Here is a 24,206-nt window from a genome sequence, read left to right as displayed (position 1 = left end):
ACCTACTCCTTTTTTAATTGTTGTTGCTGGGTGGTGTGGTGATAAATTGCTGTTTCTGCATATTCCTCTGTAAATTCGGAATCAATTGTCTCTGCATCCACAAGCTGTTCTACAAGCTCGACATAATCCAAGCATTCTTCACCCTTCATCCCCAGTGTTTTTGCTCTGATTTTTCCATCGGATGTAATCTCAATACGGATTTTTTTACTCATAGTTTCGATTCTCCCTTACTTGGAAAGTCAGCACAATGGTATCTTCATCATCGGTATTTTCTGATTCAAGCATTAATCCTTCTTTTTCTGCACGCTGGAGCAGTTTATCATAGGTTTGTTTCTGAACAAAGCTGGTATATTCATTTTGAATATTAGTCAGTAGCTCTTTAGCATCCTCAACGGCTACATCCTCGGCGAATATTGCGCTGAATGTTCCGTTTTCCTCCTGCTGAAAAGCAAGCTGTGTATTTCCGAGCGAGGACTGCATGCGTTCGTTCTCTATAGTCACGTTGCATCCGTAATTTTGCAATGCTTCTGTCAGCATTGTATTGTCCTTCATGCTTGTTGTGATCTTATAAAATTCTCCTTCTTCTATCTTTTCCGACATAGCTAAAGAGATTGCAGATGTTGCTCCTATTGCAATTGGGACTAATATAAAAGACAGGCTCATCAGTATTTCCTCCTTTTATAGCGGATAATTTTCCCGCTGAGTGTATATTAAAAGTCAAGTGTTCGCCCTCCACGAGAAGTATGAATATCATTGGATGGAGCAGGGATTTGTTTTTCCTCCGCATCACTGCCGTAGTCTGCACGGTCGTCTTTCGGGGTTGCGGCGACAGCCCTGACATTCGCCCATTCCCGGAGCGCACGAATTTGCTCTCCTTGTGTAACAGAGAGCGGGACAGTATGTTCAATTGCTTTTTCGATATCCGTTTCTTTTAAGGCGCGCTGTTCCGCATATGCTTCGAATAAACCGGAAATAATAGCCTGCTCAATCTCTGCACCGATAAATCCTTCTGATAGTGTGGCAAGGTGTGAGAACAAAGTATCGTCTGCAGCCATCTCACCTTTGACCTTTTCAGATGTAAGCCGCTTGTTCAGATGAATTTTAAAGATTGCTTCCCGTTCTCTTTTGGTTGGCAAATCCACAAAAAAGATTTCATCAAAACGTCCTTTCCGAAGCAGCTCTGGTGGAAGGGACTGGATATTATTTGCTGTAGCAACAACAAAAACTGGCTGCTTTTTTTCCTGCATCCAGGTGAGTAGTGTACCAAAAATGCGGGTGGAAGTACCGCTGTCGCCTGTCCCGTTTGTTCCACTTAATCCCTTTTCCAGTTCATCAATCCAGAGAATAGAAGGAGAGATGGCCTCTGCAGTATGAATTGCTTCACGCATATTTTCTTCACTGCTTCCTACAAGTCCAGAATAAATTTTTCCCATGTCCAGTTTTAAGAGCGGGAGCTTCCATAAGGAGCTGACAGCCTTTGCAATAAGACTTTTCCCACAGCCGGGTATTCCAGTAAGCAATATTCCTTTTGGAGCAGGAAGTCCATATTCACCGGCAGAGTCCATCCAGGAATTATTTCTGCGATTCAGCCAGCGTTTAATATTTTCCAGACCGCCAACATCCTTCATGCTTGGTTCGTGCGGTATATATTCTAATAAGCCATTTTTTTGAATGATTTGCTGTTTTTCTTCCAAAACATGGTCCACACTGTTGATATCCAGTCTGCCATCTGTAACCATTGACAGGGCAAAAGCATTTTCCGCTTCCTGTATCGTTAGACCGAGTGCAGCCTTGATTAATTTTTCTTCATTCTCCTGATTCAAATCAATGGTAATTCTGGAATTGCCTTCATTCATCTTTATCATTTGATGCAGTACTTTTTTTATTTCGGAGTATGTAGGAAGTCCGTAATCTACTATCATAATATCTTTCTGCAATTCTAATGGAATAGAAAAGGCAGGTGAGACGAATATAACATTTTTCTGTAATGGACTGTTTTCGATAATAGATACCAGGTCTCGTATACGCCGGATAAGCGTATAGTCCGGCTGTCTGTTTTCTCCTCCCATATAAATATGAAAGTCTTTCAATATAAATACGGAGGGTTCTTCTATTTTTTCAATTTGTTCTAATGCACGCATCGGCTGTGTGGTATTTTTGATGGAGGTATAGTTGTTATCCATCAGCCCCTCTGTAACTGTCCATGTATATACTTTACGTACAGTTTTGATTAGCTGGGGATCAGAGCAAATTTTTTGAATATCACGAATGACACGGTCTTCTTCCCAAGTTGAAATGGACAGAAATGAAAATCTTGCCCGTAAATAATTTGCCAGCTTCTCAGTGAAAGTTCCTTTTTCCATATAACAAACGCTCCTCTACAATACGAGATAGTCAGTTAAACTTATTTTAGCATAGTATATAAAAATGTATATGTGATTCTTATACTTTCTCCTATCGTAAAATAAAAAGAAACCCACATAAGCAATCTGATCGCTTATGTGGGTTTCCCGGCAAGATGTTTCATTCTGGGTGGCGAAACCGGAAGTTCTCATTTTTGTCGTTTAAAAGAGCCAGTTTGTTCTTTTAAAGGTTCATTCATAAGTGCCTCAACAGCCGGCATATCAGCAGGTGCCCAATGTAAAGAAGGCAAATTTTCTCTCTGCAGCCAGATAAGCTTGGCATGTTCATTTGTTTGAGGGACGCCTTGAACTAATTCTGCTTTAATGACAATAAGCTGAATAATAAAGGTATCATATTCGTGGACATTCTCATGGAAAACCTCCTGAGCTTGAATCCTGCAGGACATTTCTTCATATACTTCACGCTCTAATGCAGTAAATAGGTTTTCTCCTTCTTTTACCTTTCCTCCAGGGAATTCCCACATGTTTGAAAGAGACATCTGGCCGGATCGTAGTGCACATAATATCTCACGGCGCTCATTCTCTATAACCGCTGCAACAACCTGTACCGTTTTCTTCAACCTGAAACCCCTCCTGCCTCTAATAATGCTCTCTCTCTAGGATAGCATGTTTATATGGTTTCTGGAACGATACAGGCTGGCAAACGAGCTTTATTTTTCTTCAAAGAAAGAATGGAAGTATACATAAACTGCATTTTCTTTATCCAGGACTTTGTATAACTTTCCATTTTGGTCAGGAGGAACAATCCGGATATATTCGTTAGTGATATAGAGATATAGATGGGTGTCATCAGACAGGCTCATTTCGACGGTATATTCCTGACTATCATTGGTGATTCTTCCGCCGTTGTAAATTCGGACATCTTCAATAAGCATTCTGGTGATGTCATTTGATTGATTTAATACAATTTCTTCCTCACTTTCGGGAAGTACAGGTTCATCACTATTCATGTGACTGGAATCAGACTTCATAATAGTAATCGAATTAACATGTCTCCGCTCTCCGTCACTGGTAAGCTCGTCAGCCAGAACAATTGGCAGATTCGTCGGCAGGGAGGTGAAGGAGATTTTAAAGTAGAAAATAGAAACGAGCAAAATAATGATAATGAAAGCAAGGGTGCTTCCGATAATTATGTATTTTTTAGGCATGGGTTTCTCTCCTTATAACATAGTCCCATGATTAGCATGTAACAAAATGAATAATAACATACTATGAATAAGAAGTAGAAAGGATATGCAGAAAAAGCCCAATACGGTCACTGAGCTTTTTCTGTATTTATTAAGAAATAGATGTTGCTGTTTCTTGAACTACTTTATCCAATTCTTGAATATTTTTAACGCCTTCTGTTTGCAGCCACTTAGCAGCAGCTTCTCCATCAACATTTTTAAATTCGGATGTTGCACCGCTCCAGGTTGCTCTGCCGCAGAGGACACCATTAAAGGTAGATTCTGCTTCTTTGGCAAAACGCAATGTTTCTTGGAATAATTCCGGTGTAACTCCTGCACTTAAAAAGATAAATGGCAGGTCAGTCGCCTCAGATTGTTCTTTGAAAACAGCTTTTGCTTCTGCTTGGGTTTGAGCTGTTTCACCTTCTGCATAGCCTTCCACAAAATTCATATTTACAGGAACCTCAACCTTTAATACATCCACATTAAATCTTGGTTCACTGTAGCGTTTCATTGCTTCGATCACTTTTTTTGGTTTTACTTTGGCAAATTCTAATCCTTTTTCATTGCCAATTGAATCGTCATAGGTAAGGATTTCTAAGAACAATGGAATGTCTTCTGCAACACACTCACTGCCGACACGCTCTACAAAGGCTTCTTTGACTTCATTAATTTCTTTGCTTTCATCTACGTCAATATAGATGAGCAATTTAATGGCATCAGCGCCTTCTGCTTTCAGATTTTTCACGGAGCAATTTGGAATTAAATCCGGAAAACGTCCAGGCTCCTGCTTATCATAGCCTGTTTGTTCATAGGCCAGGATTAATCCGCAGTTTGTATCTCTTTTCTTCGCTGCTGCTAGTCCATATTCAGGATCAAGCAGGATAGAAGAAGCATAAGGAGTAAGCTTTTCAGATACAAGCTGTTTGAAATCAGAGATCTGCTCACCGGAAATATCATCGCCCATCATTCTTCTTAGTGCACCACGCTGATCAATAGCAAGTGCGGAAATAATACCCTGGTCATTCATTAGTTTATCTAAATTTTTCATTTTTTAACGCCTCCAAGTAATAATTCTTTTATTTCAGCTTCTGATTGAGAAGCCTTTAATTGGTCAATAAACTCCTGATTCATCAGTTTTCTGGAAAGAGCCGATAGGATATCTAAGTGTTCGTTGCTGCTTCCATCTGGCACCAGAATACTGATGACAAAATCTGTTGGTTTTCCGTCCATTGCAGGCCAATCGATACCTTCTGCCAATTGCACAACCATTAATTTTGCCTGTTGAATTGCATCGCTCTTCACATGCGGAATAGCAATTCCGTTCTCCATACCTGTTGAGCCTTCTGATTCTCTTTTTTGCAATCCACTTACTACTTTTTTTGCATCTGTTGTAATATTTAATTCTTTCGCTTTTTCTGCTATAAATGTCAGAACTTCATCTTTGGAACCCAGCTTTTGCTGCAGGTGAATTTGATTTGTTTCTAAAAGCCTGCCCTGCTCTTTGGAAGCAGGCTGTTCTTTTGGCGCTGGTGCAGTTGCTTGTTCAGTATTGTTTTTCCGTTGATGTCTTTTTTGTTCTAATGCCATTAGGAATCCTGAAATAACAGCACCAATTAGAATTGCCAATACCCATAAGAATGCATGGGTTACAACAGGAAGAACAATAAATCCTCCATGTGGTGCGGGTACTTCTACTTTAAACATATAGGTCAGCATGGCAGCGATAGAAGAACCTACCATAATAATCGGGATAATGGTAAAAGGTCTTTTAGCTGCAAAAGGAATTGCACCTTCTGTAATGTGTGTAGAACCTAATAGGAAATTGACATAACCGGCACTTGCTTCAGCCTGACTGTATTGACGACGGGCGAACAATACAGAGAAACCTGTTGCTAAAGGTGGAACGATACATGCAGCAGAAACACCTGCCATAAATAAGAAGTTACCTTGTGCAAGTAGCGCTGTTCCTGTTACATAAGCAGCCTTGTTGACCGGGCCGCCCATATCAAATGCACTCATAACACCTACAATCAACCCTAATAAGAGCGGATTAGAATCCTGGAAGCTGCTTAGGAAGTTCATCATTCCCTGATTAATTGCTTCCATAGGAACGGACAGATACCACATGGCAAATCCGCCGATAAAGATACCGAGAACCGGAATTAAGAAAATTGCTTTTAAACCGTCAAGTGATTTTGGCAGATTCTTTAATGCTTTCATCAGCAGTAAAACAAGGCCACCAGCTAAGAAACCACCAACAATTCCGCCTAAAAATCCTGTACCGTTTGTATCGGCAATCATACCGACAATAAAACCGATGATAAGGCCGGGCCTGTTACCAATGGATTGGGCGATATAAGCACTTAATACAGGAACCATCAGCCCCATAGCCAGTCCGCCGATGGTATTCATTTGTTCGGCAATGACATTATACTGGGATGATTCAGGATCAGCTGAATAAATTCCAAACATAAAGGAAACAGCAATCATCACCCCGCCGGCAACAACTAAAGGAAGCATATGGCTGACACCATTCATCAAATGCACATAGAGCTGGTGCCAGATATTGGCTGATCCCTGATCACTTTTTTCGTTATTTGAGGATGCCGCTTCACCGGATCCTTTATAGACAGCGACATCTCCTGAGATAGCTCTGTCGATTAATTCCTCAGGGTTTTTAATTCCTTTTGAAACAGAAACGTTAATCACTTTTTTTCCATGGAAACGGTCAATGTCCACGTTTTTATCAGCAGCAATAATAATGACCTCTGCATCTTTAATTTCCTGAGCAGTAAACTGGTTTTCTGTACCTCTTTGTCCATGGGTTTCGACTTTGATGGAAACGCCTTTTTCTTCAGCAGTTTTCTCAAGTGCTTCTGCAGCCATAAACGTATGCGCAATACCTGTAGGACAACCAGTAACGCCTAAAAAACGATATGTCATGATTTTCACCCTTTCATTTATACGGTTAATGTTTTTACGTTCAAGTCTTTCATCAGATCTTCAACATCCTCAAAATCCGTTAATCCGGAGCGGAAAGCAGTAGAGGAACCAGCTGCCACAGCTTTCTTTAATGCCGCTTCAGCTGTATTAGTCTGTAAAGTAATGTAAAAAGTAGCTAATGTTGTGTCTCCGGCGCAAGCTGTATTCACTACCTCTCCTTTCGGTGCAGGACAGTAGAGTGATGACTCTTTATTGACAAAGTAAGCACCTTGGCCGCCCATAGAGACTAAGATATTTTGACAGCCTTTATCTAATAATTTTCGGGCTGCATGAATGATTGCCTGTTCTGAATCCAGGTTATCCTCTGGAAACAGGTTTTGGAGCTCTTCATCATTCGGTTTGATTAAATAAGGCTGATAGTGAACTAATTCACTTAAGATAGGATGACTTATATCTAAAATTAATCGAAATCCGATATCAGCAGCATGCTTTGCTATTGCTACCAGGATGGATGGTTCCACGCCTTTGGGCAGGCTGCCTGATACAAATAAAACATCTTCCTTTGTAAATCCGGCAATTTTATTTAATAATTCATCTATTTTTATATCCGTTATTTCCGGGCCGCTATTGACAATTTTATACTCGCCCTGATTAGATTTTACAAACGCATTAATTCTTGTGACGCCATCTACTTCTGTAAAATCCGTGTTGATGCCCATTTTTTTCAGCTCATCCTGAATATAATGCCCGCTGAAGCCGGCTATATAACCTAAAGCTGTAGAAGGGGTACCAAGCTTATTTAAAATAATGGATATATTAACTCCCTTGCCGTTTGGCTGGAATTCATCGTATATGCTTCGGTTCACCTTGTCAGGAAGAAAATCCTCCATTTCGATGAACATATCAATTGCTGTATTTAATGTGCATGTATAAATCATGGCATTCATCCTTTCCTTCTTAAAGTATGGCACAGTGGGAAATGAAAATGTTTGCATTATATGTGTTATAGTTAGAAAATAGATGAAAAAGATTTCAAGATAAGCGGGTGTTTAGTATGAATTTCCAACAGAGGATTCAGCATTACTATAATGAATTAAGCAGCAGCGACAAGCATTTATTAAATTATATAGAATCGCACTATTCGACGATGGGCGATATTTCGATTACGCAGTTGAGTGAGGAGGCGAACGTCTCCACTTCCACGATTGTCCGATGTATGAAAAAACTCCACTACCGGGGATTTACGGATTTTAAATTTCAATTTATCTCCGAAAAATCACAGCAGTTTCCGGGAGCGCTGGAAAAAATTAAAAATATTGATTCGCAAATTCAGTCGGCTATCTTCAAGAATCAGGAGGAAGTGATAAATACGTTAAATTATCTGGATTCCTCGCTGATTGAAGACGCTTTAGTTGCTGTGAAATATAGTAAAAAGATTACAATATTTGCCAGGGGATTTTCAGAGCATATTTCCAATGAAATGACGGTAAAGCTGCAGCTGCTTGATAAGCATTGTGAAGAGCATACAGATCCGAATATTATCCGTATTAAATCGAGAAAGTTTACAAGGGATGATTTAGTTATCTTTGTCTCGTTGAATGGAGAGACAGAGGAGCTGGTGGAGGCTGCACAATTTTGTAAGCAAAATAATGTGAAAACGATTCTGCTTACAACGAATAAGGAGAGCAGTCTGTTTCGGCTGTGTGATATTAATTTGTTAGGTTATAAGTCGAAGCAAAGCTTTTTTCCTGATTATGAGGTGCGTTCGCGGTTGCCGCTGCAGGTGCTGGCGCGGATATTTCTGGATGCATATGTGATTCGATTTAAGTAGTTTTTAGGAGAGAAAGTATTATGCTTTATAACCTAAGTAAATAAATCCCAGTGGAAATATTAAAGAAATAATTTTTCTGCGTGCTAATTTTGAAATTGGAATATACGATCTAGCATATTTATAAAAATGTAGAAACACTTGTAATTGTAAGTGTGTCTGCATCTTTTTTATAGACTTTTCAGTCACTACAACATAGTGCTATTTGTTTTCTTATCTTATGACAGTACTATCTTTTGTGTGGTTTAAATTTGAAAGGTATTTTTAACTTATTTGAACGAGCAAACGATATTTTAGGCTGGCTTGTTATGTTGGGTGTGCTTGTTGCCACCTTGGCAAGTGTTGGTACTGCGGGTGTGCTTAGTGTTGGATTGATTATGCTGGCATGGTGCTGAATCAAGTTGGTCTCCCTGTTGAAGGTATCGCATTAATTATTGGTATTGACCTCTTGATGTGTTAAGAACGCCTCACAATATCTCTGGTGATGCGGCATGTGCCTATATTTTATCTGAGCGGGAAAAGCGGAAGGATAAAAAGCAGTTGAATGAATAGGAATAAAGAATTGAATTTTCTTCTCTTGTCCGTATCTTTTTAGGGCTTATAAAGAAAAGCATCCTAATGACAGCAGCATAATCCAAATAAGGATTATGCTGCTTTTCCTTTACATGAAAAAAGATACTATAAACCAGCATATATAGAAAATGATGGGAAGGATTGAAATAAGGGCACCAATCTTTTTTAATTGAAATAAATAGTAAAAAGTTGCTCCAAAAGCCCAGACTGCAATAAGTAAAAAGAAGTCCAGACCAAAATCATCATTAGCTCCCTCAGCAATAGCTCTTCCCGTGAAAAAGAAAGATAAGATGATGGTGATAAATCCTGTTATGATGAAATAAAGCAGGGAGGAACGATTGTTGTTTCCTCTTAATTTATTTTCAGAAGTTGACTTCATGAGAAATCCTCTCCTATTCAAGTAATTAATTAAATCTTTGTGCAAGAAGTTAAATGCTTTCCTATCTTTAATTGTATACCCTCTGAATATTCTCTGTAAATTGATTGCATTTCATTCAAAATTATACTTAATCAATATAAAGCTGGTGGAGCCGGTCGAAATATAATTTGCAATCATGTCAAGATCTCCTTGCTTGTACAGGTGTTTCATTTGCTGAATAGAAAGTTGTTTTTTCTGTTTTACTGGTCTCTGTCTTTTTGTTTAATAATCCTGTGTCAGGGAAAATGACTTCTAAATAATATAAAGGACAAATTTTAAAATCCGAGGAGGTGCCATATGAAGAATAAAGCTCCTTTAATAGGTTACTCCCTCATTTTTCTCGGAGCGGCGTTTATTATTGCAGATGCTGATGCGATGTTTAATATGTATTATATTCATTATGTTGCTATCGTTGTTGGTGTAGTTGTTCTTTTGATTTATTATTTAACAACCAGGAGTGAAAAGAATCTGCTTTGCAGAATAGGATTCCATAAGTTTGAGCATATTGGCTGGGATGATGAAGTTTCATTTCGTCTTATTTATCGTTGCCAGCGATGTGGGTATGTGAAAAGAGTAATAAGAAGCTCTGGCGGGGGAGGGATGTAACATGTTAAGGGAAGAAATATATATTCTTACAATGTTAAATGATAGTTATATGTTTTAACAAGTAGATATAAGGTAATAGATTATTATATGAAATTATTGAAAAGGTGAGTATATATATCGTAGGAATTGGGTCTAGTATTTTAGGGCTTCTTTCTTTTATGGCTATCTATTCGGAATATTTTTCTGAATAATCAAAACAATGAGGGGAGAGAAAATGAATGAAGAGATTTATGCTGTCGATAAGCATTCTTTTAGTATGCAGTATCCTGCTAATAGCTTGTAATAGTGATAATAATGAAAAAGCAAATGATAATCAGGAAATTATAGACGAGAACAATAATGAATCACAAAATGAAGGTGATGACCAAAACAACGAAGATCAGGAAAATGTAAATGAGAATGGTGACAACTCCGAAGAGGCTGATGAGGACAACACACAAGATCAGAATGCTGATAACGAGGACCCGTCAGAAACCGGCGGGGGTACGGAAGCAAATGAAGAAGATAATGAAAGTGCTGCCGAGGAAGCTTATGAATCCTACGCAAATGCAAGATTCGGCTTTTCTGTTGAATATCCATCCACCTTTGAAGCAGACTACATGCCAGACAACGGCGATGGCATTGAAGTCCATGATGATACAGCTACCATTATCGCGTCGGGAAGTCATTTTGGACTTACGGAAGAGGGAAGTACCCTTGCCAGTGATAAAGGATCAATCGAATCTTATTATGAGTATGATGTTGCAGAGGCGGAAGAAGAGAGTGAATCGGTAAGCTATGAAAGACTGGAAGACGATTGGTATGTCATTTCCTATTTTGACGGAACCAATAATATTTATAAAAAATCAATCTTAGCCGATGATTATATAGCTAATCTATTAATTGAGTATCCTGCAGATTTACAAGAAGAATACGAGACAATGGTTGAACGGGTTTCTGAGACATTTCAAATACCTTAGTACAAAAGCATCGTGTGTTGTGATGGTTTTCAAACCCGCAACACATGATGTTTGTAGTAGCGTATATCCTTAAACTCAAAAAGGCTTTGTAATCATTAAAGCAATAATAATTAAAAACAGCGTATTAATCAGATTTTCATAGAAAAATAAACGCTTAGACAATGTGAAATATTCAGCAGGAATGTCTTCTCCTTTATGCTCCTTCAATAAAGCTTTAATCGGCTTGGAGCTGGAAACTAATACAGTAGGACCGGAAGCCAGAGCAAGTAAGAAAAGAATTAAACTTGTAATATACCACCCTTGCTGGAAAAGATACATATTTAAAAATCCCATCCATAATCCGGTTACCAACAGCAACGTGCCGCCAATCATAACAAATTGATGCAGCTTGTTTCGCAATGCATACGCATGCCTCAGCTCTGTCATATTGGAAGCTTTTTTTGCAATTGGAGTCATTACAAAACCAGGCCCCATCCCTAAAATAGCAGAAAATATATGTATAAATACGAGAATTTCATAAAATGTCATTATTGAAAGCTACCCCCAAAATCAAATAGCATGTTCGGGCCTACAGGGTGCTGGTCACAAAGGCGTTGCGACACGACGTTGCGTACTTAGTCTCTGCCCTTCATGGCAAAAACCATGGTTAGAAAGCATGCTTTTTAAGTGTTTTTTGTTTCAGGATAAACCAAGTAAAGTAGGAGCCTATCACCGCAAGCAGAAGCTTCACGGCAACCAGCGGAATCACAAAAAAGATGGTAAATGATAAGGAGAGCCATAGAACGGATACAGCAGTAATTTTCACTTTTAACGGAATCCCTTTTCCTGCGCGGTAATTTTTAATATAAGAACCAAAGTATTTATTTTCAAGCAGCCAATTGTATAGTCTTTCTGAGCTTTTTGCATAGCACGCTGCAGATAATAACAAAAATGGCGTCGTAGGTAACAGTGGTAAAATAATACCAATTATCCCAAGACCAAGTGAAAGAGAGCCGCAGCTGACCAAAATCGCCTTTTTCATTTCAACACCAACTTCAGCTTAGAATGAAATGCATCCAGAGTATTTTCTGTAAGAAATTACTTCTATTTTACTATATATTTGCTACTCGTAAATGAAAATAAAATGACTAATTTGTGTAGTTTTTGGACGCTGTTAACAGCTTAATGAAATGAACTGCCTTGGGATCCTGCGTATATATCATAGGCTTTTACAACAGATGAAAAGCTATAGAAGGAGTATAATAAGGCTATATTATTCTAAAAGCAGAAAGGAAAGAAGGGTTAGAAGATGTTCAGTAAACGGCAAAAAATTATCTTGTCCTATATTATGTATACCGATATGCCGATAAAACTTGATCTGCTCGCTGACATGCTGCAGGCTTCTATTCGCACCATCCGGATGGAACTGGAAAATATAAATCTCCTTCTTTCTGAAACGGGAACACAGGTACACATTTCAAAGAAGAGTCAATGTTATATAGAGCAAGGGGAAGAAGAAACGATTAAAAAGTTATTAGTAAATCCAATATTTGTGGACAAAAACAATATAGAGAATCATGTCATTTGGGATAGGATTTACACAATCATGGGGATGCTTTGCTTTGAATCAGATTATGTAAGTATGGAAGAACTTGCTGACAGGCTCTATGTCTCCAAATCAACGATTAACTTGGATGTAACGGAGATTAAGAAGCTGATTAGCAGAATGTCCGGTATCCGTTTTACCGTTTCCAGCACGAAGGGTCTGAAATTTGAAGGAAGTGAAGAGGGAATCCGTTACTTTTTGGCTAAGATGGTCCTTCAAGGATTGAATTTGGAGAAGACGCTACAGCATGTATTCCCGGAAAAGGATTTTTGTATATTTGAGATATATTTTCAAATGAATAAAATGTTAAAAGAAGCTATCGTGAAATATCAGTTTATCATTTCTGGAAAAGCATTTGGATTGGTAAGCGCGGGTCTTTTAATAACTGCCATTCGGAATCAGTTAGGGTATCATTTTGCGGATAATCAAACAGAAGTGCCGCTTTCATCAATGATGAAGGGGTTAGAGGAGCACCTGAAATCGGAGATGGGGACAACAGCTTTTACAAATGCAGATTTGGTCTATATACAACAATTTATCGTGGAACAAAACCATCTTTATCCTTATACAAATGAGAATTGGGATGCAGCGGACCAAAAAATTGTATCGCTGTTCACTCATGTAGTAAAAGAGTTCTTTCAGGTTGATCTCATAAAGTATCCTGACTTTGAGAAAAATTTTCTGTTCTATATTAACCAGTTAAATCAACGGGCAAAAAATGGTCATGACTATACCAATTTTAATAAGCGGCAAATTAACCGAATGTTTCCGATGTCGGCCAGCATTGTAGCTTTTTGTCAGCCTTGCTTGCAGGATATGGAAATGACGTACTCAGATGCAGAACTGGCTTATATTACGCTTTTCCTGGGCAACTTATTGGAAACGGAAGAACCCCCTTTAAAGCTATTATTTATTTCAGATGAACATACAGCACTTGTAAATTGGATTGTGTCTGAAGTTGTGCGTCTGATGGGAGCATCTGTCCGGATTGTAAATGCAATACCAACTTACTTATTTGAAGAAAAAGATGAATTATTTTTAAATGATGTGGATGTGATTTTAACAACCGAGCAAATTAATGTAAGTCGTGGTTGGAATATTGTTTTCATTCAGTCTTTGTTTGGGAAAACAGAGCAGAATTTTTTACAGTCGCTTCTGAATGATTACTTAAATCAGTCTAAAATGAAAAGACTGAGAGAGATGGAAAGTATAGCTGTTGGGCAAAATCATTTTCTTCAGATTCCTGAAAGTTTGAAGGAGTTCGATGACTGCGTACATTATCTTCTTGAACAGTTCGGATATGAGAAAATGCTGGATAATGGGGTGATGACGGGTAATCATTTTATACCTAATGATACGAAAACAGCATATATTTCTTTTATGGAAGAGCGCCCAGGCCGGTCAAGGATCATCATTGGTAAATTGCCAAAGAGTATAACTTATAGGAATAAAACACTTCACACCATTGTTATCTCGTTCTACTATAAAAATGATTATGCTTTATCTCATTCCTACTACCAGTGTATTCGTTTTTTAATGGAGCCAAATCAGAGTAATCAATTAGGAAGGGTTAAGGGCTACCTTGAATTCAAGAAGATATTTAATTAATAGAGACCATTTAGTTTTTTTACCGATTTTCAGTTAAAAAAACTAAATGGTCTTTTTGCGTTTTTACTATTATCTTAGAACTATAAAGAAGCTTAGCCAGAAACATCCATATAATTTAATGATTTTTGGTGTTTTGAAAGCGGATAAAGCCAATATGTTATGGGGTTAATCGTACATGCTAAAAAATAGCAATTTGTAATAGCTAGATTCATCTTTCCTGGTCTATTTTTATTTGCTGAAAGCTTCTAAATCAATATAATACTTATTCACAATAGGGAGGAATTTATCAATGGAACATAAAGCATATACTTCTTTTGATTCGGGTTTTTTATGGGGCGCTGCGACAGCATCCTTTCAGGTGGAAGGAGCAGTTAAAGAAGATGGAAAAGGACTCTCGGTTATCGATGTAATGCCAAAGAATCCTGCTATAACAGATTTCTCTGTTGCTGCCGATCATTATCATCATATAGAGGAAGACGTTGCCCTCATGGCAGAGATGGGTTTGAAAGTTTACCGTTTCTCCATTGCCTGGACACGTATTTTCCCAAAAGGAAATGGTGAGGTCAATCAAGCTGGAGTAGATTTTTACAATCGATTAATTGACGCCTTGATAAAACATCAAATTGAGCCATTAGTGACTATATACCATTTTGATTATCCGCAAAGTCTTGTCGAGCAATACGGAGGATGGATTTCAAGAGAAAGTATTGAGGATTACCGGGCCTATGCAGAGTTCTTATTTAAAACATATGGGGACCGCGTCAAATACTGGTTGACTATTAATGAACAGGATCATGTGGTTCGTATTCCGTCTCGGCTAGGGTTAACCGGCGAGGATCATTATGAACAGCTGAGACTCGGATATCAGGCAAATCACCATATGTGTGTGGCAACCGCACTTACCATTAAAACATTCCATGAATTAGGTATGGAAGGAAAGATTGGTCCTGCCGTTTCTTATTCTATGGTTCATCCTGCAAGCTCCCATCCAGATGACATTCTTGCGAGTAAAGATGCCATGTTAATTAAACACAATTATTTAATGGATTTGCATTGCCATGGAGAATATAGCTATAGCTTTCAAAGATACCTGGAAGAGAGGAATTTTACTCCGGCTATTGAAGATGGTGATTTGGAATTAATGAAAAAATATCCGCCTACCATGCTGGGAGTAAACTACTACTTCTCTGAAGCAGTTCGTGCTTTTCCTGCTACAGAAGAATTTCCGATTGGTTATCAAAAAAAATCTCTTCTTCCAGAAGCAGAGGCTGGAGTTTTCGAGGTTGTTAAGAACGAAAATCTGGCTGCAACAGATTGGGGCTGGGAAATTGATCCTGTCGGGCTGCGATTGACATTGCGGGAGCTTTACGACCGCTATAAGCTGCCAATGATTATTACAGAAAACGGCATTGGAGCTTACGATAAATTGGAGGATGAAGACATTGTCCGGGATGATTACCGGATTTCTTATTTGAGAGAGCACATTAAACAGGTAAAGCTCGCCATTAATGATGGCGTGCCAATGTTAGGCTACTGTGCATGGTCATTTATGGATCTGGTCAGCGGCCGGAATGGTATGGAGAAGCGCTACGGTTTTGTTTACATTAACCGGGAAGATTTCGATTTTAAGGATATGCGGAGAATTAAGAAGGATAGTTTTTATTGGTACCAAAAGGTCATTGCCTCTAATGGAGAGGATTTGTAATTTTTTATAAATCATACAAATAAAGGAGGATTTGGGATGAATCGGCAGAAGCTGGCAAAGGATATTCTTTCTCTTGTTGGAGGAGAAGAAAACGTGGGGAGTGTTACCCACTGTTATACAAGATTACGCTTTAATTTAAAAAACAATGATTTAGCCGATAAAGAAAAGATTGAATCACTTGATGGTGTTATACGTGTCCAAATTCAGAGTGGACAATTTCAAGTGGTTATCGGTAACGAAGTAGGGAAAGTATACAAAGAGCTGGAGAAACAAGGTGACTTCCAGAGTGGAGAGAATGACGAAACTGTTCAGGAAGAAAAAAAGGGAAATATTATCGGCCGTTTCTTTGAAGTAATTGCTTCTATTTTCACACCGATTATTCCGGCAATTGCCGGGGCAGGATTAGTTAAAGGGATTTTAGGCTTAGTCACGACATTTAATTGGGCTCCTGCAGATAGTGATATTGTAACTGTATTAAATATTGTTGCAGATGCTGTGTTCTACTTTCTGCCTTTCTTTCTTGCTGTATCCGCTGCAAGGAAGTTTAAAACAAACGAATTTATTGCGCTTGCATTAGCTGGCGGATTGATGTATCCAACATTAATTGAAGGAGCTAAAGCAATTGCTGAAGGGGGGGCGGAAGGGTTATCGTTATTTGGTATCCCGTTGCCGTTTATAAATTATAGCTCGACGGTTATTCCTATCATCATTTCCATATGGCTGTTAAGCTATGTGCACAGATGGGTAGATGCCATTATGCCAAACGCACTTCGAGTTATTTTTACACCGACCATTGTTTTACTCATTATGATTCCTTTCCAGCTGGTGGCTATTGGACCGCTGGGATCATATCTTGGTATAGGGTTAGCAGATGGAATTACCTGGCTGTTTGAGCACGCTGGTATTCTTGCAGGAGGAATTCTGGGAGCAACACGCCCACTATTAGTTATTGTTGGAATGCACTACGGATTAATGCCAATTGCGATTCAAAATATTGCTGTTCTTGGTTTTGATTATTTAGTACCGGTATTTCTAATGGCTAATATGGGACAGGCAGCTGCTGCTCTTGCAGTATTTATTAAGACTAAAAATAAAGATTTGAAAACAATAGCTGCTTCCTCTACGGTTTCCGCGTTCCTTGGAATAACGGAACCTGCTATGTACGGGGTAAATCTGCGGCTGAAGAAACCATTTATTGCAGCATTAATTGGTTCCGGTATTGGAGGAGCTTTTATAACTGGATTCGGTGTAACTGCATCTGCCTTCGTGTTACCGGGTTTAACAAGTCTGCCTGTGTTTAGTGGGCCGAAATTTATCTATCTAATTATTGGATTAATCATTACGATAGCAGTTACGATGGTGCTAACATTTATACTAGGATTTAAAGACATGGAAACTAAAAAAGAAAAGACAGAAGCTGCAGCTGTTAAAGATGGACAGCAGATTGCAAACAAAGAGACAGTTGTAAACAGTCCGCTGGAAGGGAAGGTTATACCGCTTCAAGAGGTAAGTGATCCAACTTTTGCAGAAGGTCTTTTAGGGAAAGGAATAGCAGTTGAACCAACGAATGGAGAAGTTATTGCTCCTTTTAACGGGTCTATTGAATCACTATTTCAAACCAAGCATGCGATTGGTTTACGTTCAGAACAAGGTTTGGAGTTATTAATCCATATTGGTCTGGATACCGTAAATCTGGAAGGGAAGCACTTCGAAGCGCATGTAGAACAGGGACAAGCTGTCAAGCAGGGAGAATTGCTTATTACGTTTGATATCGATAAAATTAAAGATGCTGGATATCCGACAGTTACTCCTGTTATTGTAACAAACAGCTCTGATTATCAGGAGATACTCCCTAATGATCAAGCCGGACAAGTGAAGCAGGACGAATGGATTTTAAAAGCAGTAAAGGAATAATTCAGGAGTTTGTCTTCAATAATAAATAGAATTAAATAAAACGTGCTGCTCTTTTTTTATAGAGACAGCACGTTTCTGCTTATTTTATTTCCGGAAAGTCTAAAAAACCAGCTGGTTTTCCTTCTCCTGAATCAATTCTACAATTTTATTTTTCTCATTCATCACAGCAACTTTTGGCACATGCTTTTTAACTTCTTCCTGATTTAGCTGTACATAAGAAATAATAATAATCACATCATCAATCTGTACCAGCCGGGCAGCTGCCCCATTTAGACAAATTTTACCGCTCCCGCGTTCTCCCGCAATCACATAGGTCTCCAAGCGTGCACCATTGTTGTTATTCACGATAGCAACCTTTTCATTGGGCAATATATCGACGGCATCTAAAATATCGGCATCAATTGTGATGCTGCCGACATAATTTAAGTTGGCTTCTGTCACTCTCGCACGGTGAATCTTGCCGTTCATCATTGTTCTAATCATGATTGTCTCCTTTAATAATGATATTATCAATCAGTCTGGCTTTGGAAAATTTCACAGCCAGAGATATAAAAATTTGACCGGTAATCTGTGGCTGTTCCACGAGCTCCGGGTAGCTGTAAATGGCTATATCCTCTACACTTCCAGAGGTGTTTTTGGTAAGGTGCTCATTGATTACATTAATCAGAACAGCACTGTTTCTTTCCCCGGCATCGTATCGCTTTTTTGCTTTGATCAGGCTTTGGTATAAATGGACTGCCTCCTGCCGCTCCTGTACAGTTAAATATACATTGCGTGAACTTTTGGCCAAACCATCTGCTTCCCTGATCGTATCAACCCCGATAATTTCAATTGAATGGTTAAACTCTGCAACCATTCTTTCGATAATTGCGAGCTGCTGTGCATCCTTTTTTCCAAAATAAGCAAAATCGGGACGAATGATATTAAATAGTTTATTTACAACTGTAACAACACCGTCAAAATGCCCAGGGCGTTTGGCTCCTTCCAGTACCTCAGCCATGCGGTTTACTTTTACCGAAAGAGCTAATGGCTTTGGATACATTTCCTCCACACTTGGATAGAAAACATAATCGGTTCCAAGTGCGTCCAATTTTTCCTGATCGCTCTCAATATCTCTTGGATAAGCATCGAAATCTTCATTCGGGCCAAATTGAAGCGGATTTACAAATACGCTGACAACAGTGATGTCATTTTTTTTCAATGAGGTCTTAACCATCGTTAAATGACCGTCATGTAAGGCTCCCATCGTAGGAACGAAGCCGATTTGCTGTTGTTCTTTTTTTAATGCTTTTACAATATCTTTCATTTCCTGTACTGTTGTTATTCGTTGGGTCATGCGTCTACCTCATCCATAATTTGTTTCTTATACGTAAATTCAGGCGAAGGGAAGATGCCTGCTTTAACTTCTTCGTGGTAAGCTTTTAATGCATCCACACCAGTTGTAAAGTCTCCGTAGCGTTTTACGAACTTCGGCTTACGGTCCACACCATAGTTTAACACATCGTGATAAACAAGTACTTGCCCATCGGTATCTGCCCCAGCCCCGATACCAATGACGGGAATGGATAAATTTCTTGAGATGGTTGCTGCAAGGTCACTGGGGATTGCTTCCAGCACAAGCATGACAGCTCCACTTTGCTGGACCAGCTTTGCTTCTTCAATTAACGTCTCAGCTTCTTCTTTAGATGCTGCTTGAAGCTTATAGCCGGTAATGCCAAAGCTTTGCGGGGTCAATCCCAGATGAGCGACGACCGGAATTCCATTCTGTGTGCATTTTTTAATTAAAGGAGCGGTATGTGCCCCCTCAATTTTTAGTGCATTGGCTTTTGTTTCCCGATATAATTCAATTGCATGCTGCATATCTATTTTTTCGTCTACACCAGCTGCTCCAAAGGGCATATCAACGACCATGAATGTATCATTTGCTCCCCGGCGTGCAGCTTTGCCATGATGTTTCATATCATCTAGTGTCACCTGAACGGTGCTTTCATAACCAAGTACCGTCATGCCGAGTGAGTCTCCGACAAGGATGATATCCAGCCCGGCCTGTTCTGCCTGCTTGCTGCTTGGGAAGTCATATGCCGTGAGCATTGTTATCTTCTCTCCGTTATTTTTCATTTCCATGAAATCTTTAAGGAGTTTCACTTTTGGATCACCTACTATTTTTATTCTTTTTCTTATTATAAAATTATCTGTATAGATTCACAATGGCAAGTTATTAGCTTGAGGAAAAGGAGGAGAGGTAAAAATGTATAAGTTTGGAGTTATTGGACCAGGTGCAGTCGGTGCTGTCATCGGCGAATCATTACAAAACAGCGATTATCATGTGACATTTCTGGGCAGAAAAGAGGGGAAAGTGTGTATTGAACGCGTAGAAGATCCAGAAAGTACCACTTTTCCTGTAGAGGCTATTTCTGAAGTGGAAACTGTTTTTGATTATTTATTTATCGCAGTGAAAGGAACACAATTGGAAGGGATTATGCCACACTTGGATAAGCTGATGCATGCAGATACCGTTTGTATTCTTTGTCAGAATGGCTATGGACAGTTGGGAAAATTCCAGCTCCCGGGCAATACTTATCAGGCTGTTGTTTATATTAGCGGGCAAAAGAAAGGAAATGTAGTCATGCATTTTCGTGACCGAACCCTGATTTTACCGGAGAATACCGTAACCAAAAAATTAAAGAAAGTGATTGCTGCAAGTAATCTCGATATCCAATTACAATCTGACTATCGTAATGAGGTTTGGTATAAACTGATCGTTAATGTAGCAATTAATTCTGTAACCGCACTCAGCAGAAATACAGCACTTATTTTGCAGGAGGAAAAAGTACAGAGCCTGTGTAAAAGATTAATTCAAGAAGGAGTTGAAATTGCAGCAGCAGAAGGTGTTTATTTCCAGGAAAAGGTGCTGGAGGAAATTATGAAGATTTACGCTGGATATCCTTCTCAGATGGGAACAAGTATGTATTACGATATGATAAATGGGCAATCAATGGAAGTGGAGTATATTCAAGGTTTTTTATATGAGAAGAGCAGAGAGCATGACCTTGATACACCTTGTTTGGATACCGTGTACAGCTTGCTTTTGGCAAGTGAGATGAAGGGTTAGCATATAGATGGTATTTACAGTTTCTCTTTGTTCATGAATGACAGTATAAAGAGAGACTGTTTATTTTGCTGAAAAGTATCGTTATTATAGCAGTCACCATTTTTATGATATAAAAAAGAATCAAAAATTACATATGTTTTTGACGCGTAATCTCATAAAAATTCAAAAATAAGGGTTTACAAATAAAGCGTTTTCATTTAGAATGTATTTAAATTGGTTATAACCAATAGTGATAATGACATAGCTTGTAAGGATAAAGGTCTACTATAAATCTAGAAGACCTTTTATAAATATCCAAATTGGTTATGTCAACATAACCAATTTGGATGGAGATTTTATATTTTATACAAGAAAGCGGGGAAAAGATGATTTATCAAGCTTTAAGCCAAAACACGATTCTATTAAATGAAAGCGCTATCTATTGGGGGGAGGCAGCAAAAAAAGCCGGCGGACTATTATTGGATAATCAATCTATTAAAAAGGAGTATATAGCAGACATGATAGCGTCTGTGCATGAGTTTGGCCCTTATATTGTAATTGCTCCGGGCATTGCATTATTTCATGCGCGACCTGAAGGAAACGTGAACGAGATTTGTTTAAGTTTACTTACGCTTGAAAAGCCAATTGAATTTGGAGCAGGTGATAAAGACCCGGTTGACTTATTATTTGCTCTGGGGGCTGTAGATCATGATTCTCATCTGCAATTAATGGCGGAGCTAATGAAAATATTGAAGGATGGGCAACTGGTCGAGAGAATCAGAACAGCAACGGATGCAAAGAAAGTATTAGAAATGATTAAAAAGAAATTGGAGGAGTAGTTTATGTTATACAAACAATTTTTTTCAAAAGTAGAAGATATCTTAAAAGAAGTTTCACAGAAAGAAGAAAAGAACATTTTGGAAGCAGCTAAAATTATTGAAACATCGATAAAAGATAATGGTGTATTACATGTATTTGGGTGCGGTCATTCACAGATGTATGCCATGGAGCTATTTTATCGTGCGGGAGGTTTGGTGCCGATTAATGCAATTTTATCACCGCCGTTATCATTGGCTCCGTCGGCTCCGTTAAGCACTTTCTCAGAAAGACAGGAAGGGCTGGCCAAGGTGGTACTTAATAACGAAAATGTGGCATCTCAAGATGTAATGTTAATTGTATCTACATCCGGAAGAAATGCTGTCCCGATTGAAATGGCATTTGAAGCGAAAGAAAAAGGAATGAGAGTCATTGTATTGACATCAATGGCGTTTACAGAAGAAGTGGAATCCAGACATAAAGACGGTAAAAAACTCTATCAATTAGCTGATGTTGTATTGGATAATCACGGCAATGCCGGGGACGCAATTATGGAAGTTCATGGACTGGAAGCAAAATTCGGACCGACTTCATCAATTATTGGATTCACTATCCTGCAAAGTGTTGTTGTCCAAGTAATTGATAATCTTGTAAAGAGTGGAGAAGCGCCTCCTGTATATGTCAGTTCTAATTTAGATCAAGGTGATCAAATAAATAGGCAGCATATAGAAAAGTATCGAAATAGGATAACTTGCTTATAAACTTATAAACGGAGGGATTCATTATGGAAATTATTACAGTATGCGGGATGGGATTTGGAACGAGTTTAATGCTTAAAATGACAGTTGACGATATATTGGCAAAAGAAGGGATAAAAGCGGAAGTAAGTGCACTTGACGCCGGATCAGCAAAAGGAAGAACAGCAGATTTAATTATGGCTTCAGCGGATTTAGAATCAGCGCTGGAAGGAGTAGAGATAGATAAAATATATATTCATAACCTTACAGATGATGACGAAATAGAGAAAAAACTACTTGGATATTTAAACCAAAAAGAGTAATGAAGGATTCGTTTTTAAACAATGCTGAAATAATTGATTTGCCAATATAAGGAGGTCCAAAAATGTTAAGGGCAATAGCAGAAATTTTAACAGTCCCAGCCATTACTCTAGGTCTTGTAGCATTGCTCGGCTTATTACTGCAACGGAAAGAAGTGACAGAAGTTGTAAAAGGCACGATAAAAACGATTTTAGGTATACTCATTTTAGGAGCAGGCTCATCATTAATCGTTACAAATTTAGCTCCTTTTGCAGCAATGTTTGAGGAAGCATTTAATTTAAAGGGAGTTGTTCCAGTAGATGAAGCTATTGTAGCAGCTCTTGTTGACTCCGTAACAGCTATTGGGAGAATGACATCTTTTATTTTATTATTTGGTTTTTTAACAAATGTGTTGTTGGCTCGTATTACACCTTTTAAGTATATTTTTTTAACCGGACATATGATGTGGATTTTGGCAGGGGCGCTGGCTTGGGCTTTCTACGACCTAGGTGTATCTGAAACAAATGGAATTATTTTTGGATCATTGATTCATGGAATGACATTAGTATTATTGCCGGCAATTGCACAACCCATTGTCCGAAAAATCACAGGTAATGATAAAGTAGCCTATGGACATCTGACAACAACTGGGGTCGTGTTATCCGCTTTGGTTGGGAAAGCAGCAGGGAATAAAGCGCATGATAGTGAATCGATTAAGATGCCGGAGAAATTAAGCTTTTTTAAAGATACAGCAGTTTCCGTATCAATTGTTATGTTTGTGATTTATATTATTACTGCTTTATTTGCAGGACCGGAAGTAGTGAATCCATTATCTGACGGACAGAACTATCTTGTGTTTAGTACACTAAATGCTCTAGGATTTGCTGCGGGAGTACTTGTTCTATTACAAGGTGTCAGAATGTTTCTTGGTGAAATTGTTCCTGCTTTTAGAGGGATTGCTTTAAAGCTTGTCCCTGGAGCTAAGCCTGCTCTGGATGTACCTATTTTCTTTCCATATGCACCGAATGCGCTGATGTTAGGGTTCATCTTTTCTATCATAGGTATGGTCATTGGAATGTTTATTTCCATACTATTTGGCACAATTGTTCCTCTGCCATCAATTATTGGTGGATTCTTTACAGGAGGTATTGCAGGTATATTTGGGAATGCCATGGGAGGCAGAAGAGGAGCAATGGTATCTGGATGTGTATATGGTATCATCCTGACAATACCAGTTGCACTTTTCTATCCTTTATTTGGATTAGATATTTATGGAGTAGAAGGTCTGGCCTTCCTGGTTCCAGATGGTATTATTGTCCTCGCGCTAATTAAATTGTTCTTTACTTTGAAAATACCAATTCCAGGATTTATATTAGCGGTGATTGCATTAGTCCTGTTAAGTATTTTTTATAAAAAGAAGCAGGCATCTATTAAATAAATAAGTTCAATGTGATTTCAATATACAGAATTAATCTTTAATTAAGAGTGCTCCCTTATAGTAAGTAAAAACTTTTTAAAGGAGGAACAACTT

25 protein-coding genes and 1 pseudogene are annotated in these 24,206 nt (G+C 38.6%); 12 read left to right on the top strand and 14 right to left on the bottom strand.

Annotation, left to right across the window (positions count from 1 at the left end; genetic code table 11):
- Positions 1-2: 2 nt before the first annotated feature.
- The 8 genes from MKY30_RS04340 to pfkB form a co-directional block, all read right to left on the bottom strand.
- Positions 3-212, bottom strand: a complete 210-nt coding sequence (locus MKY30_RS04340; protein ID WP_156986142.1) for a DUF2997 domain-containing protein — start codon at positions 210-212, stop codon at positions 3-5.
- Positions 205-663, bottom strand: coding sequence for a hypothetical protein (locus MKY30_RS04335; RefSeq protein WP_156986141.1), 459 nt, complete (start codon positions 661-663; stop codon positions 205-207). The genes MKY30_RS04340 and MKY30_RS04335 overlap by 8 nt, the downstream gene beginning before the upstream one ends.
- Before the next feature lie 47 nt (positions 664-710).
- Positions 711-2,363, bottom strand: coding sequence for an AAA family ATPase (locus MKY30_RS04330; RefSeq protein WP_341082893.1), 1,653 nt, complete (start codon positions 2,361-2,363; stop codon positions 711-713).
- A 188-nt stretch (positions 2,364-2,551) separates the two neighbouring features.
- Positions 2,552-2,983 (bottom strand): (deoxy)nucleoside triphosphate pyrophosphohydrolase, encoded by a 432-nt coding sequence (locus MKY30_RS04325; protein WP_339283541.1) that lies wholly within the window; start codon positions 2,981-2,983, stop codon positions 2,552-2,554.
- 90 nt (positions 2,984-3,073) lie between these two features.
- The gene (locus MKY30_RS04320) at positions 3,074-3,571 is read right to left on the bottom strand and encodes a hypothetical protein (RefSeq protein ID WP_339283539.1); all 498 of its coding nucleotides are present in this window, start codon (positions 3,569-3,571) and stop codon (positions 3,074-3,076) included.
- Between the two features lie 130 nt (positions 3,572-3,701).
- Positions 3,702-4,640: a tagatose-bisphosphate aldolase gene (gene lacD, locus MKY30_RS04315; protein ID WP_156986138.1), complete on the bottom strand. Its 939-nt coding sequence runs from the start codon at positions 4,638-4,640 to the stop codon at positions 3,702-3,704.
- Positions 4,637-6,535: a fructose-specific PTS transporter subunit EIIC gene (locus MKY30_RS04310; protein WP_341082891.1), complete on the bottom strand. Its 1,899-nt coding sequence runs from the start codon at positions 6,533-6,535 to the stop codon at positions 4,637-4,639. Before MKY30_RS04310 ends, lacD begins: the two co-directional genes overlap by 4 nt.
- A gap of 17 nt (positions 6,536-6,552) precedes the next feature.
- On the bottom strand, positions 6,553-7,473 hold the full coding sequence (gene pfkB, locus MKY30_RS04305) for a 1-phosphofructokinase (protein WP_339283535.1): 921 nt from the start codon (positions 7,471-7,473) through the stop codon (positions 6,553-6,555).
- A 116-nt stretch (positions 7,474-7,589) separates the two neighbouring features.
- On the opposite strand from pfkB, the gene MKY30_RS04300 reads away from it, so the two are divergent.
- On the top strand, positions 7,590-8,366 hold the full coding sequence (locus tag MKY30_RS04300; RefSeq protein ID WP_147211851.1) for a MurR/RpiR family transcriptional regulator: 777 nt from the start codon (positions 7,590-7,592) through the stop codon (positions 8,364-8,366).
- 314 nt (positions 8,367-8,680) lie between these two features.
- Positions 8,681-8,915: pseudogene (locus MKY30_RS04295) on the top strand (cation:dicarboxylate symporter family transporter); the annotation flags it as partial.
- A 109-nt stretch (positions 8,916-9,024) separates the two neighbouring features.
- Here MKY30_RS04295 and MKY30_RS04290 read toward each other — a convergent pair.
- Positions 9,025-9,315: a hypothetical protein gene (locus tag MKY30_RS04290; protein WP_147211850.1), complete on the bottom strand. Its 291-nt coding sequence runs from the start codon at positions 9,313-9,315 to the stop codon at positions 9,025-9,027.
- Positions 9,316-9,651: 336 nt separating this feature from the next.
- On the opposite strand from MKY30_RS04290, the gene MKY30_RS04285 reads away from it, so the two are divergent.
- Both MKY30_RS04285 and MKY30_RS04280 read left to right on the top strand, forming a co-directional pair.
- On the top strand, positions 9,652-9,960 hold the full coding sequence (locus MKY30_RS04285) for a hypothetical protein (protein ID WP_147211849.1): 309 nt from the start codon (positions 9,652-9,654) through the stop codon (positions 9,958-9,960).
- 218 nt (positions 9,961-10,178) lie between these two features.
- Entirely contained in the window at positions 10,179-10,919 is a 741-nt protein-coding gene (locus MKY30_RS04280) for a hypothetical protein (RefSeq protein WP_147211848.1), read from the top strand.
- Between the two features lie 75 nt (positions 10,920-10,994).
- On the opposite strand, the gene MKY30_RS04275 is transcribed toward MKY30_RS04280, so the two are convergent.
- Entirely contained in the window at positions 10,995-11,447 is a 453-nt protein-coding gene (locus MKY30_RS04275; RefSeq protein ID WP_156986137.1) for a DUF2269 family protein, read from the bottom strand.
- 118 nt (positions 11,448-11,565) lie between these two features.
- Positions 11,566-11,940, bottom strand: coding sequence for a YbaN family protein (locus tag MKY30_RS04270; protein WP_147211847.1), 375 nt, complete (start codon positions 11,938-11,940; stop codon positions 11,566-11,568).
- 267 nt (positions 11,941-12,207) lie between these two features.
- Between MKY30_RS04270 and MKY30_RS04265 the strand changes: the two genes are divergently transcribed.
- From MKY30_RS04265 to MKY30_RS04255, 3 genes are all read left to right on the top strand, one after another.
- Positions 12,208-14,112: a BglG family transcription antiterminator gene (locus MKY30_RS04265; protein ID WP_341082890.1), complete on the top strand. Its 1,905-nt coding sequence runs from the start codon at positions 12,208-12,210 to the stop codon at positions 14,110-14,112.
- Positions 14,113-14,401: 289 nt separating this feature from the next.
- Positions 14,402-15,817 carry a glycoside hydrolase family 1 protein gene (locus MKY30_RS04260; protein ID WP_341082889.1) on the top strand — a complete coding sequence of 472 codons (1,416 nt, stop codon included), beginning with the start codon at positions 14,402-14,404 and terminating at the stop codon, positions 15,815-15,817.
- 36 nt (positions 15,818-15,853) lie between these two features.
- Positions 15,854-17,731 carry a beta-glucoside-specific PTS transporter subunit IIABC gene (locus MKY30_RS04255; RefSeq protein WP_341082888.1) on the top strand — a complete coding sequence of 626 codons (1,878 nt, stop codon included), beginning with the start codon at positions 15,854-15,856 and terminating at the stop codon, positions 17,729-17,731.
- Between the two features lie 99 nt (positions 17,732-17,830).
- Here the strand turns inward: MKY30_RS04255 and panD are convergent, their stop codons facing one another.
- The 3 genes from panD to panB are packed head-to-tail and all read right to left on the bottom strand — an operon-like array spanning position 17,831 to position 19,855.
- Positions 17,831-18,214, bottom strand: coding sequence for an aspartate 1-decarboxylase (gene panD / locus MKY30_RS04250; protein ID WP_339283531.1), 384 nt, complete (start codon positions 18,212-18,214; stop codon positions 17,831-17,833).
- The gene (gene panC, locus MKY30_RS04245) at positions 18,207-19,067 is read right to left on the bottom strand and encodes a pantoate--beta-alanine ligase (protein WP_341082887.1); all 861 of its coding nucleotides are present in this window, start codon (positions 19,065-19,067) and stop codon (positions 18,207-18,209) included. Before panC ends, panD begins: the two co-directional genes overlap by 8 nt.
- On the bottom strand, positions 19,064-19,855 hold the full coding sequence (panB, locus tag MKY30_RS04240) for a 3-methyl-2-oxobutanoate hydroxymethyltransferase (protein WP_147211909.1): 792 nt from the start codon (positions 19,853-19,855) through the stop codon (positions 19,064-19,066). The genes panC and panB overlap by 4 nt, the downstream gene beginning before the upstream one ends.
- A 124-nt stretch (positions 19,856-19,979) precedes the next feature.
- Here panB and MKY30_RS04235 point away from each other — a divergent pair, with 124 nt between their 5' ends.
- From MKY30_RS04235 to MKY30_RS04215, 5 genes are all read left to right on the top strand, one after another.
- Complete coding sequence (locus MKY30_RS04235) at positions 19,980-20,843, top strand: oxidoreductase (RefSeq protein ID WP_156986135.1); 864 nt, start codon at positions 19,980-19,982, stop codon at positions 20,841-20,843.
- A 365-nt stretch (positions 20,844-21,208) separates the two neighbouring features.
- A complete protein-coding gene (locus MKY30_RS04230) occupies positions 21,209-21,661 on the top strand; it encodes a PTS sugar transporter subunit IIA (protein ID WP_341082886.1) in 453 nt (150 codons plus the stop codon).
- Positions 21,662-21,664: 3 nt separating this feature from the next.
- Entirely contained in the window at positions 21,665-22,399 is a 735-nt protein-coding gene (locus MKY30_RS04225) for a sugar isomerase domain-containing protein (protein ID WP_147211839.1), read from the top strand.
- Between the two features lie 23 nt (positions 22,400-22,422).
- Positions 22,423-22,698 carry a PTS sugar transporter subunit IIB gene (locus MKY30_RS04220; RefSeq protein ID WP_147211838.1) on the top strand — a complete coding sequence of 92 codons (276 nt, stop codon included), beginning with the start codon at positions 22,423-22,425 and terminating at the stop codon, positions 22,696-22,698.
- A 62-nt stretch (positions 22,699-22,760) separates the two neighbouring features.
- Entirely contained in the window at positions 22,761-24,113 is a 1,353-nt protein-coding gene (locus MKY30_RS04215; RefSeq protein WP_339283528.1) for a PTS ascorbate transporter subunit IIC, read from the top strand.
- The last annotated feature ends 93 nt before the right edge of the window (positions 24,114-24,206 follow it).

This window comes from Oceanobacillus sp. FSL W8-0428, assembly GCF_038004405.1.
Taxonomy (GTDB): Bacteria; Bacillota; Bacilli; order Bacillales; family Amphibacillaceae; genus Oceanobacillus; species Oceanobacillus sojae.
Note: the sequence above shows the minus strand (reverse complement) of the source record. Positions and strands in the feature narration are given on the sequence as shown.

What these genes read in the sequence shown, in the direction of transcription:
- MKY30_RS04340 (WP_156986142.1), bottom strand. Translation starts at nt 212, where the DNA reads ATGAGTAAAAAAATCCGTATTGAGATTACATCCGATGGAAAAATCAGA.
- MKY30_RS04335 (WP_156986141.1), bottom strand. Translation starts at nt 663, where the DNA reads ATGAGCCTGTCTTTTATATTAGTCCCAATTGCAATAGGAGCAACATCT.
- MKY30_RS04330 (WP_341082893.1), bottom strand. Translation starts at nt 2,363, where the DNA reads ATGGAAAAAGGAACTTTCACTGAGAAGCTGGCAAATTATTTACGGGCA.
- MKY30_RS04320 (WP_339283539.1), bottom strand. Translation starts at nt 3,571, where the DNA reads ATGCCTAAAAAATACATAATTATCGGAAGCACCCTTGCTTTCATTATC.
- lacD (WP_156986138.1), bottom strand. Translation starts at nt 4,640, where the DNA reads ATGAAAAATTTAGATAAACTAATGAATGACCAGGGTATTATTTCCGCA.
- MKY30_RS04310 (WP_341082891.1), bottom strand. Translation starts at nt 6,535, where the DNA reads ATGACATATCGTTTTTTAGGCGTTACTGGTTGTCCTACAGGTATTGCG.
- pfkB (WP_339283535.1), bottom strand. Translation starts at nt 7,473, where the DNA reads ATGATTTATACATGCACATTAAATACAGCAATTGATATGTTCATCGAA.
- MKY30_RS04300 (WP_147211851.1), top strand. Translation starts at nt 7,590, where the DNA reads ATGAATTTCCAACAGAGGATTCAGCATTACTATAATGAATTAAGCAGC.
- MKY30_RS04290 (WP_147211850.1), bottom strand. Translation starts at nt 9,315, where the DNA reads ATGAAGTCAACTTCTGAAAATAAATTAAGAGGAAACAACAATCGTTCC.
- MKY30_RS04285 (WP_147211849.1), top strand. Translation starts at nt 9,652, where the DNA reads ATGAAGAATAAAGCTCCTTTAATAGGTTACTCCCTCATTTTTCTCGGA.
- MKY30_RS04280 (WP_147211848.1), top strand. Translation starts at nt 10,179, where the DNA reads ATGAAGAGATTTATGCTGTCGATAAGCATTCTTTTAGTATGCAGTATC.
- MKY30_RS04275 (WP_156986137.1), bottom strand. Translation starts at nt 11,447, where the DNA reads ATGACATTTTATGAAATTCTCGTATTTATACATATATTTTCTGCTATT.
- MKY30_RS04270 (WP_147211847.1), bottom strand. Translation starts at nt 11,940, where the DNA reads ATGAAAAAGGCGATTTTGGTCAGCTGCGGCTCTCTTTCACTTGGTCTT.
- MKY30_RS04265 (WP_341082890.1), top strand. Translation starts at nt 12,208, where the DNA reads ATGTTCAGTAAACGGCAAAAAATTATCTTGTCCTATATTATGTATACC.
- MKY30_RS04260 (WP_341082889.1), top strand. Translation starts at nt 14,402, where the DNA reads ATGGAACATAAAGCATATACTTCTTTTGATTCGGGTTTTTTATGGGGC.
- MKY30_RS04255 (WP_341082888.1), top strand. Translation starts at nt 15,854, where the DNA reads ATGAATCGGCAGAAGCTGGCAAAGGATATTCTTTCTCTTGTTGGAGGA.
- panD (WP_339283531.1), bottom strand. Translation starts at nt 18,214, where the DNA reads ATGATTAGAACAATGATGAACGGCAAGATTCACCGTGCGAGAGTGACA.
- panC (WP_341082887.1), bottom strand. Translation starts at nt 19,067, where the DNA reads ATGACCCAACGAATAACAACAGTACAGGAAATGAAAGATATTGTAAAA.
- panB (WP_147211909.1), bottom strand. Translation starts at nt 19,855, where the DNA reads ATGGAAATGAAAAATAACGGAGAGAAGATAACAATGCTCACGGCATAT.
- MKY30_RS04235 (WP_156986135.1), top strand. Translation starts at nt 19,980, where the DNA reads ATGTATAAGTTTGGAGTTATTGGACCAGGTGCAGTCGGTGCTGTCATC.
- MKY30_RS04230 (WP_341082886.1), top strand. Translation starts at nt 21,209, where the DNA reads ATGATTTATCAAGCTTTAAGCCAAAACACGATTCTATTAAATGAAAGC.
- MKY30_RS04225 (WP_147211839.1), top strand. Translation starts at nt 21,665, where the DNA reads ATGTTATACAAACAATTTTTTTCAAAAGTAGAAGATATCTTAAAAGAA.
- MKY30_RS04220 (WP_147211838.1), top strand. Translation starts at nt 22,423, where the DNA reads ATGGAAATTATTACAGTATGCGGGATGGGATTTGGAACGAGTTTAATG.
- MKY30_RS04215 (WP_339283528.1), top strand. Translation starts at nt 22,761, where the DNA reads ATGTTAAGGGCAATAGCAGAAATTTTAACAGTCCCAGCCATTACTCTA.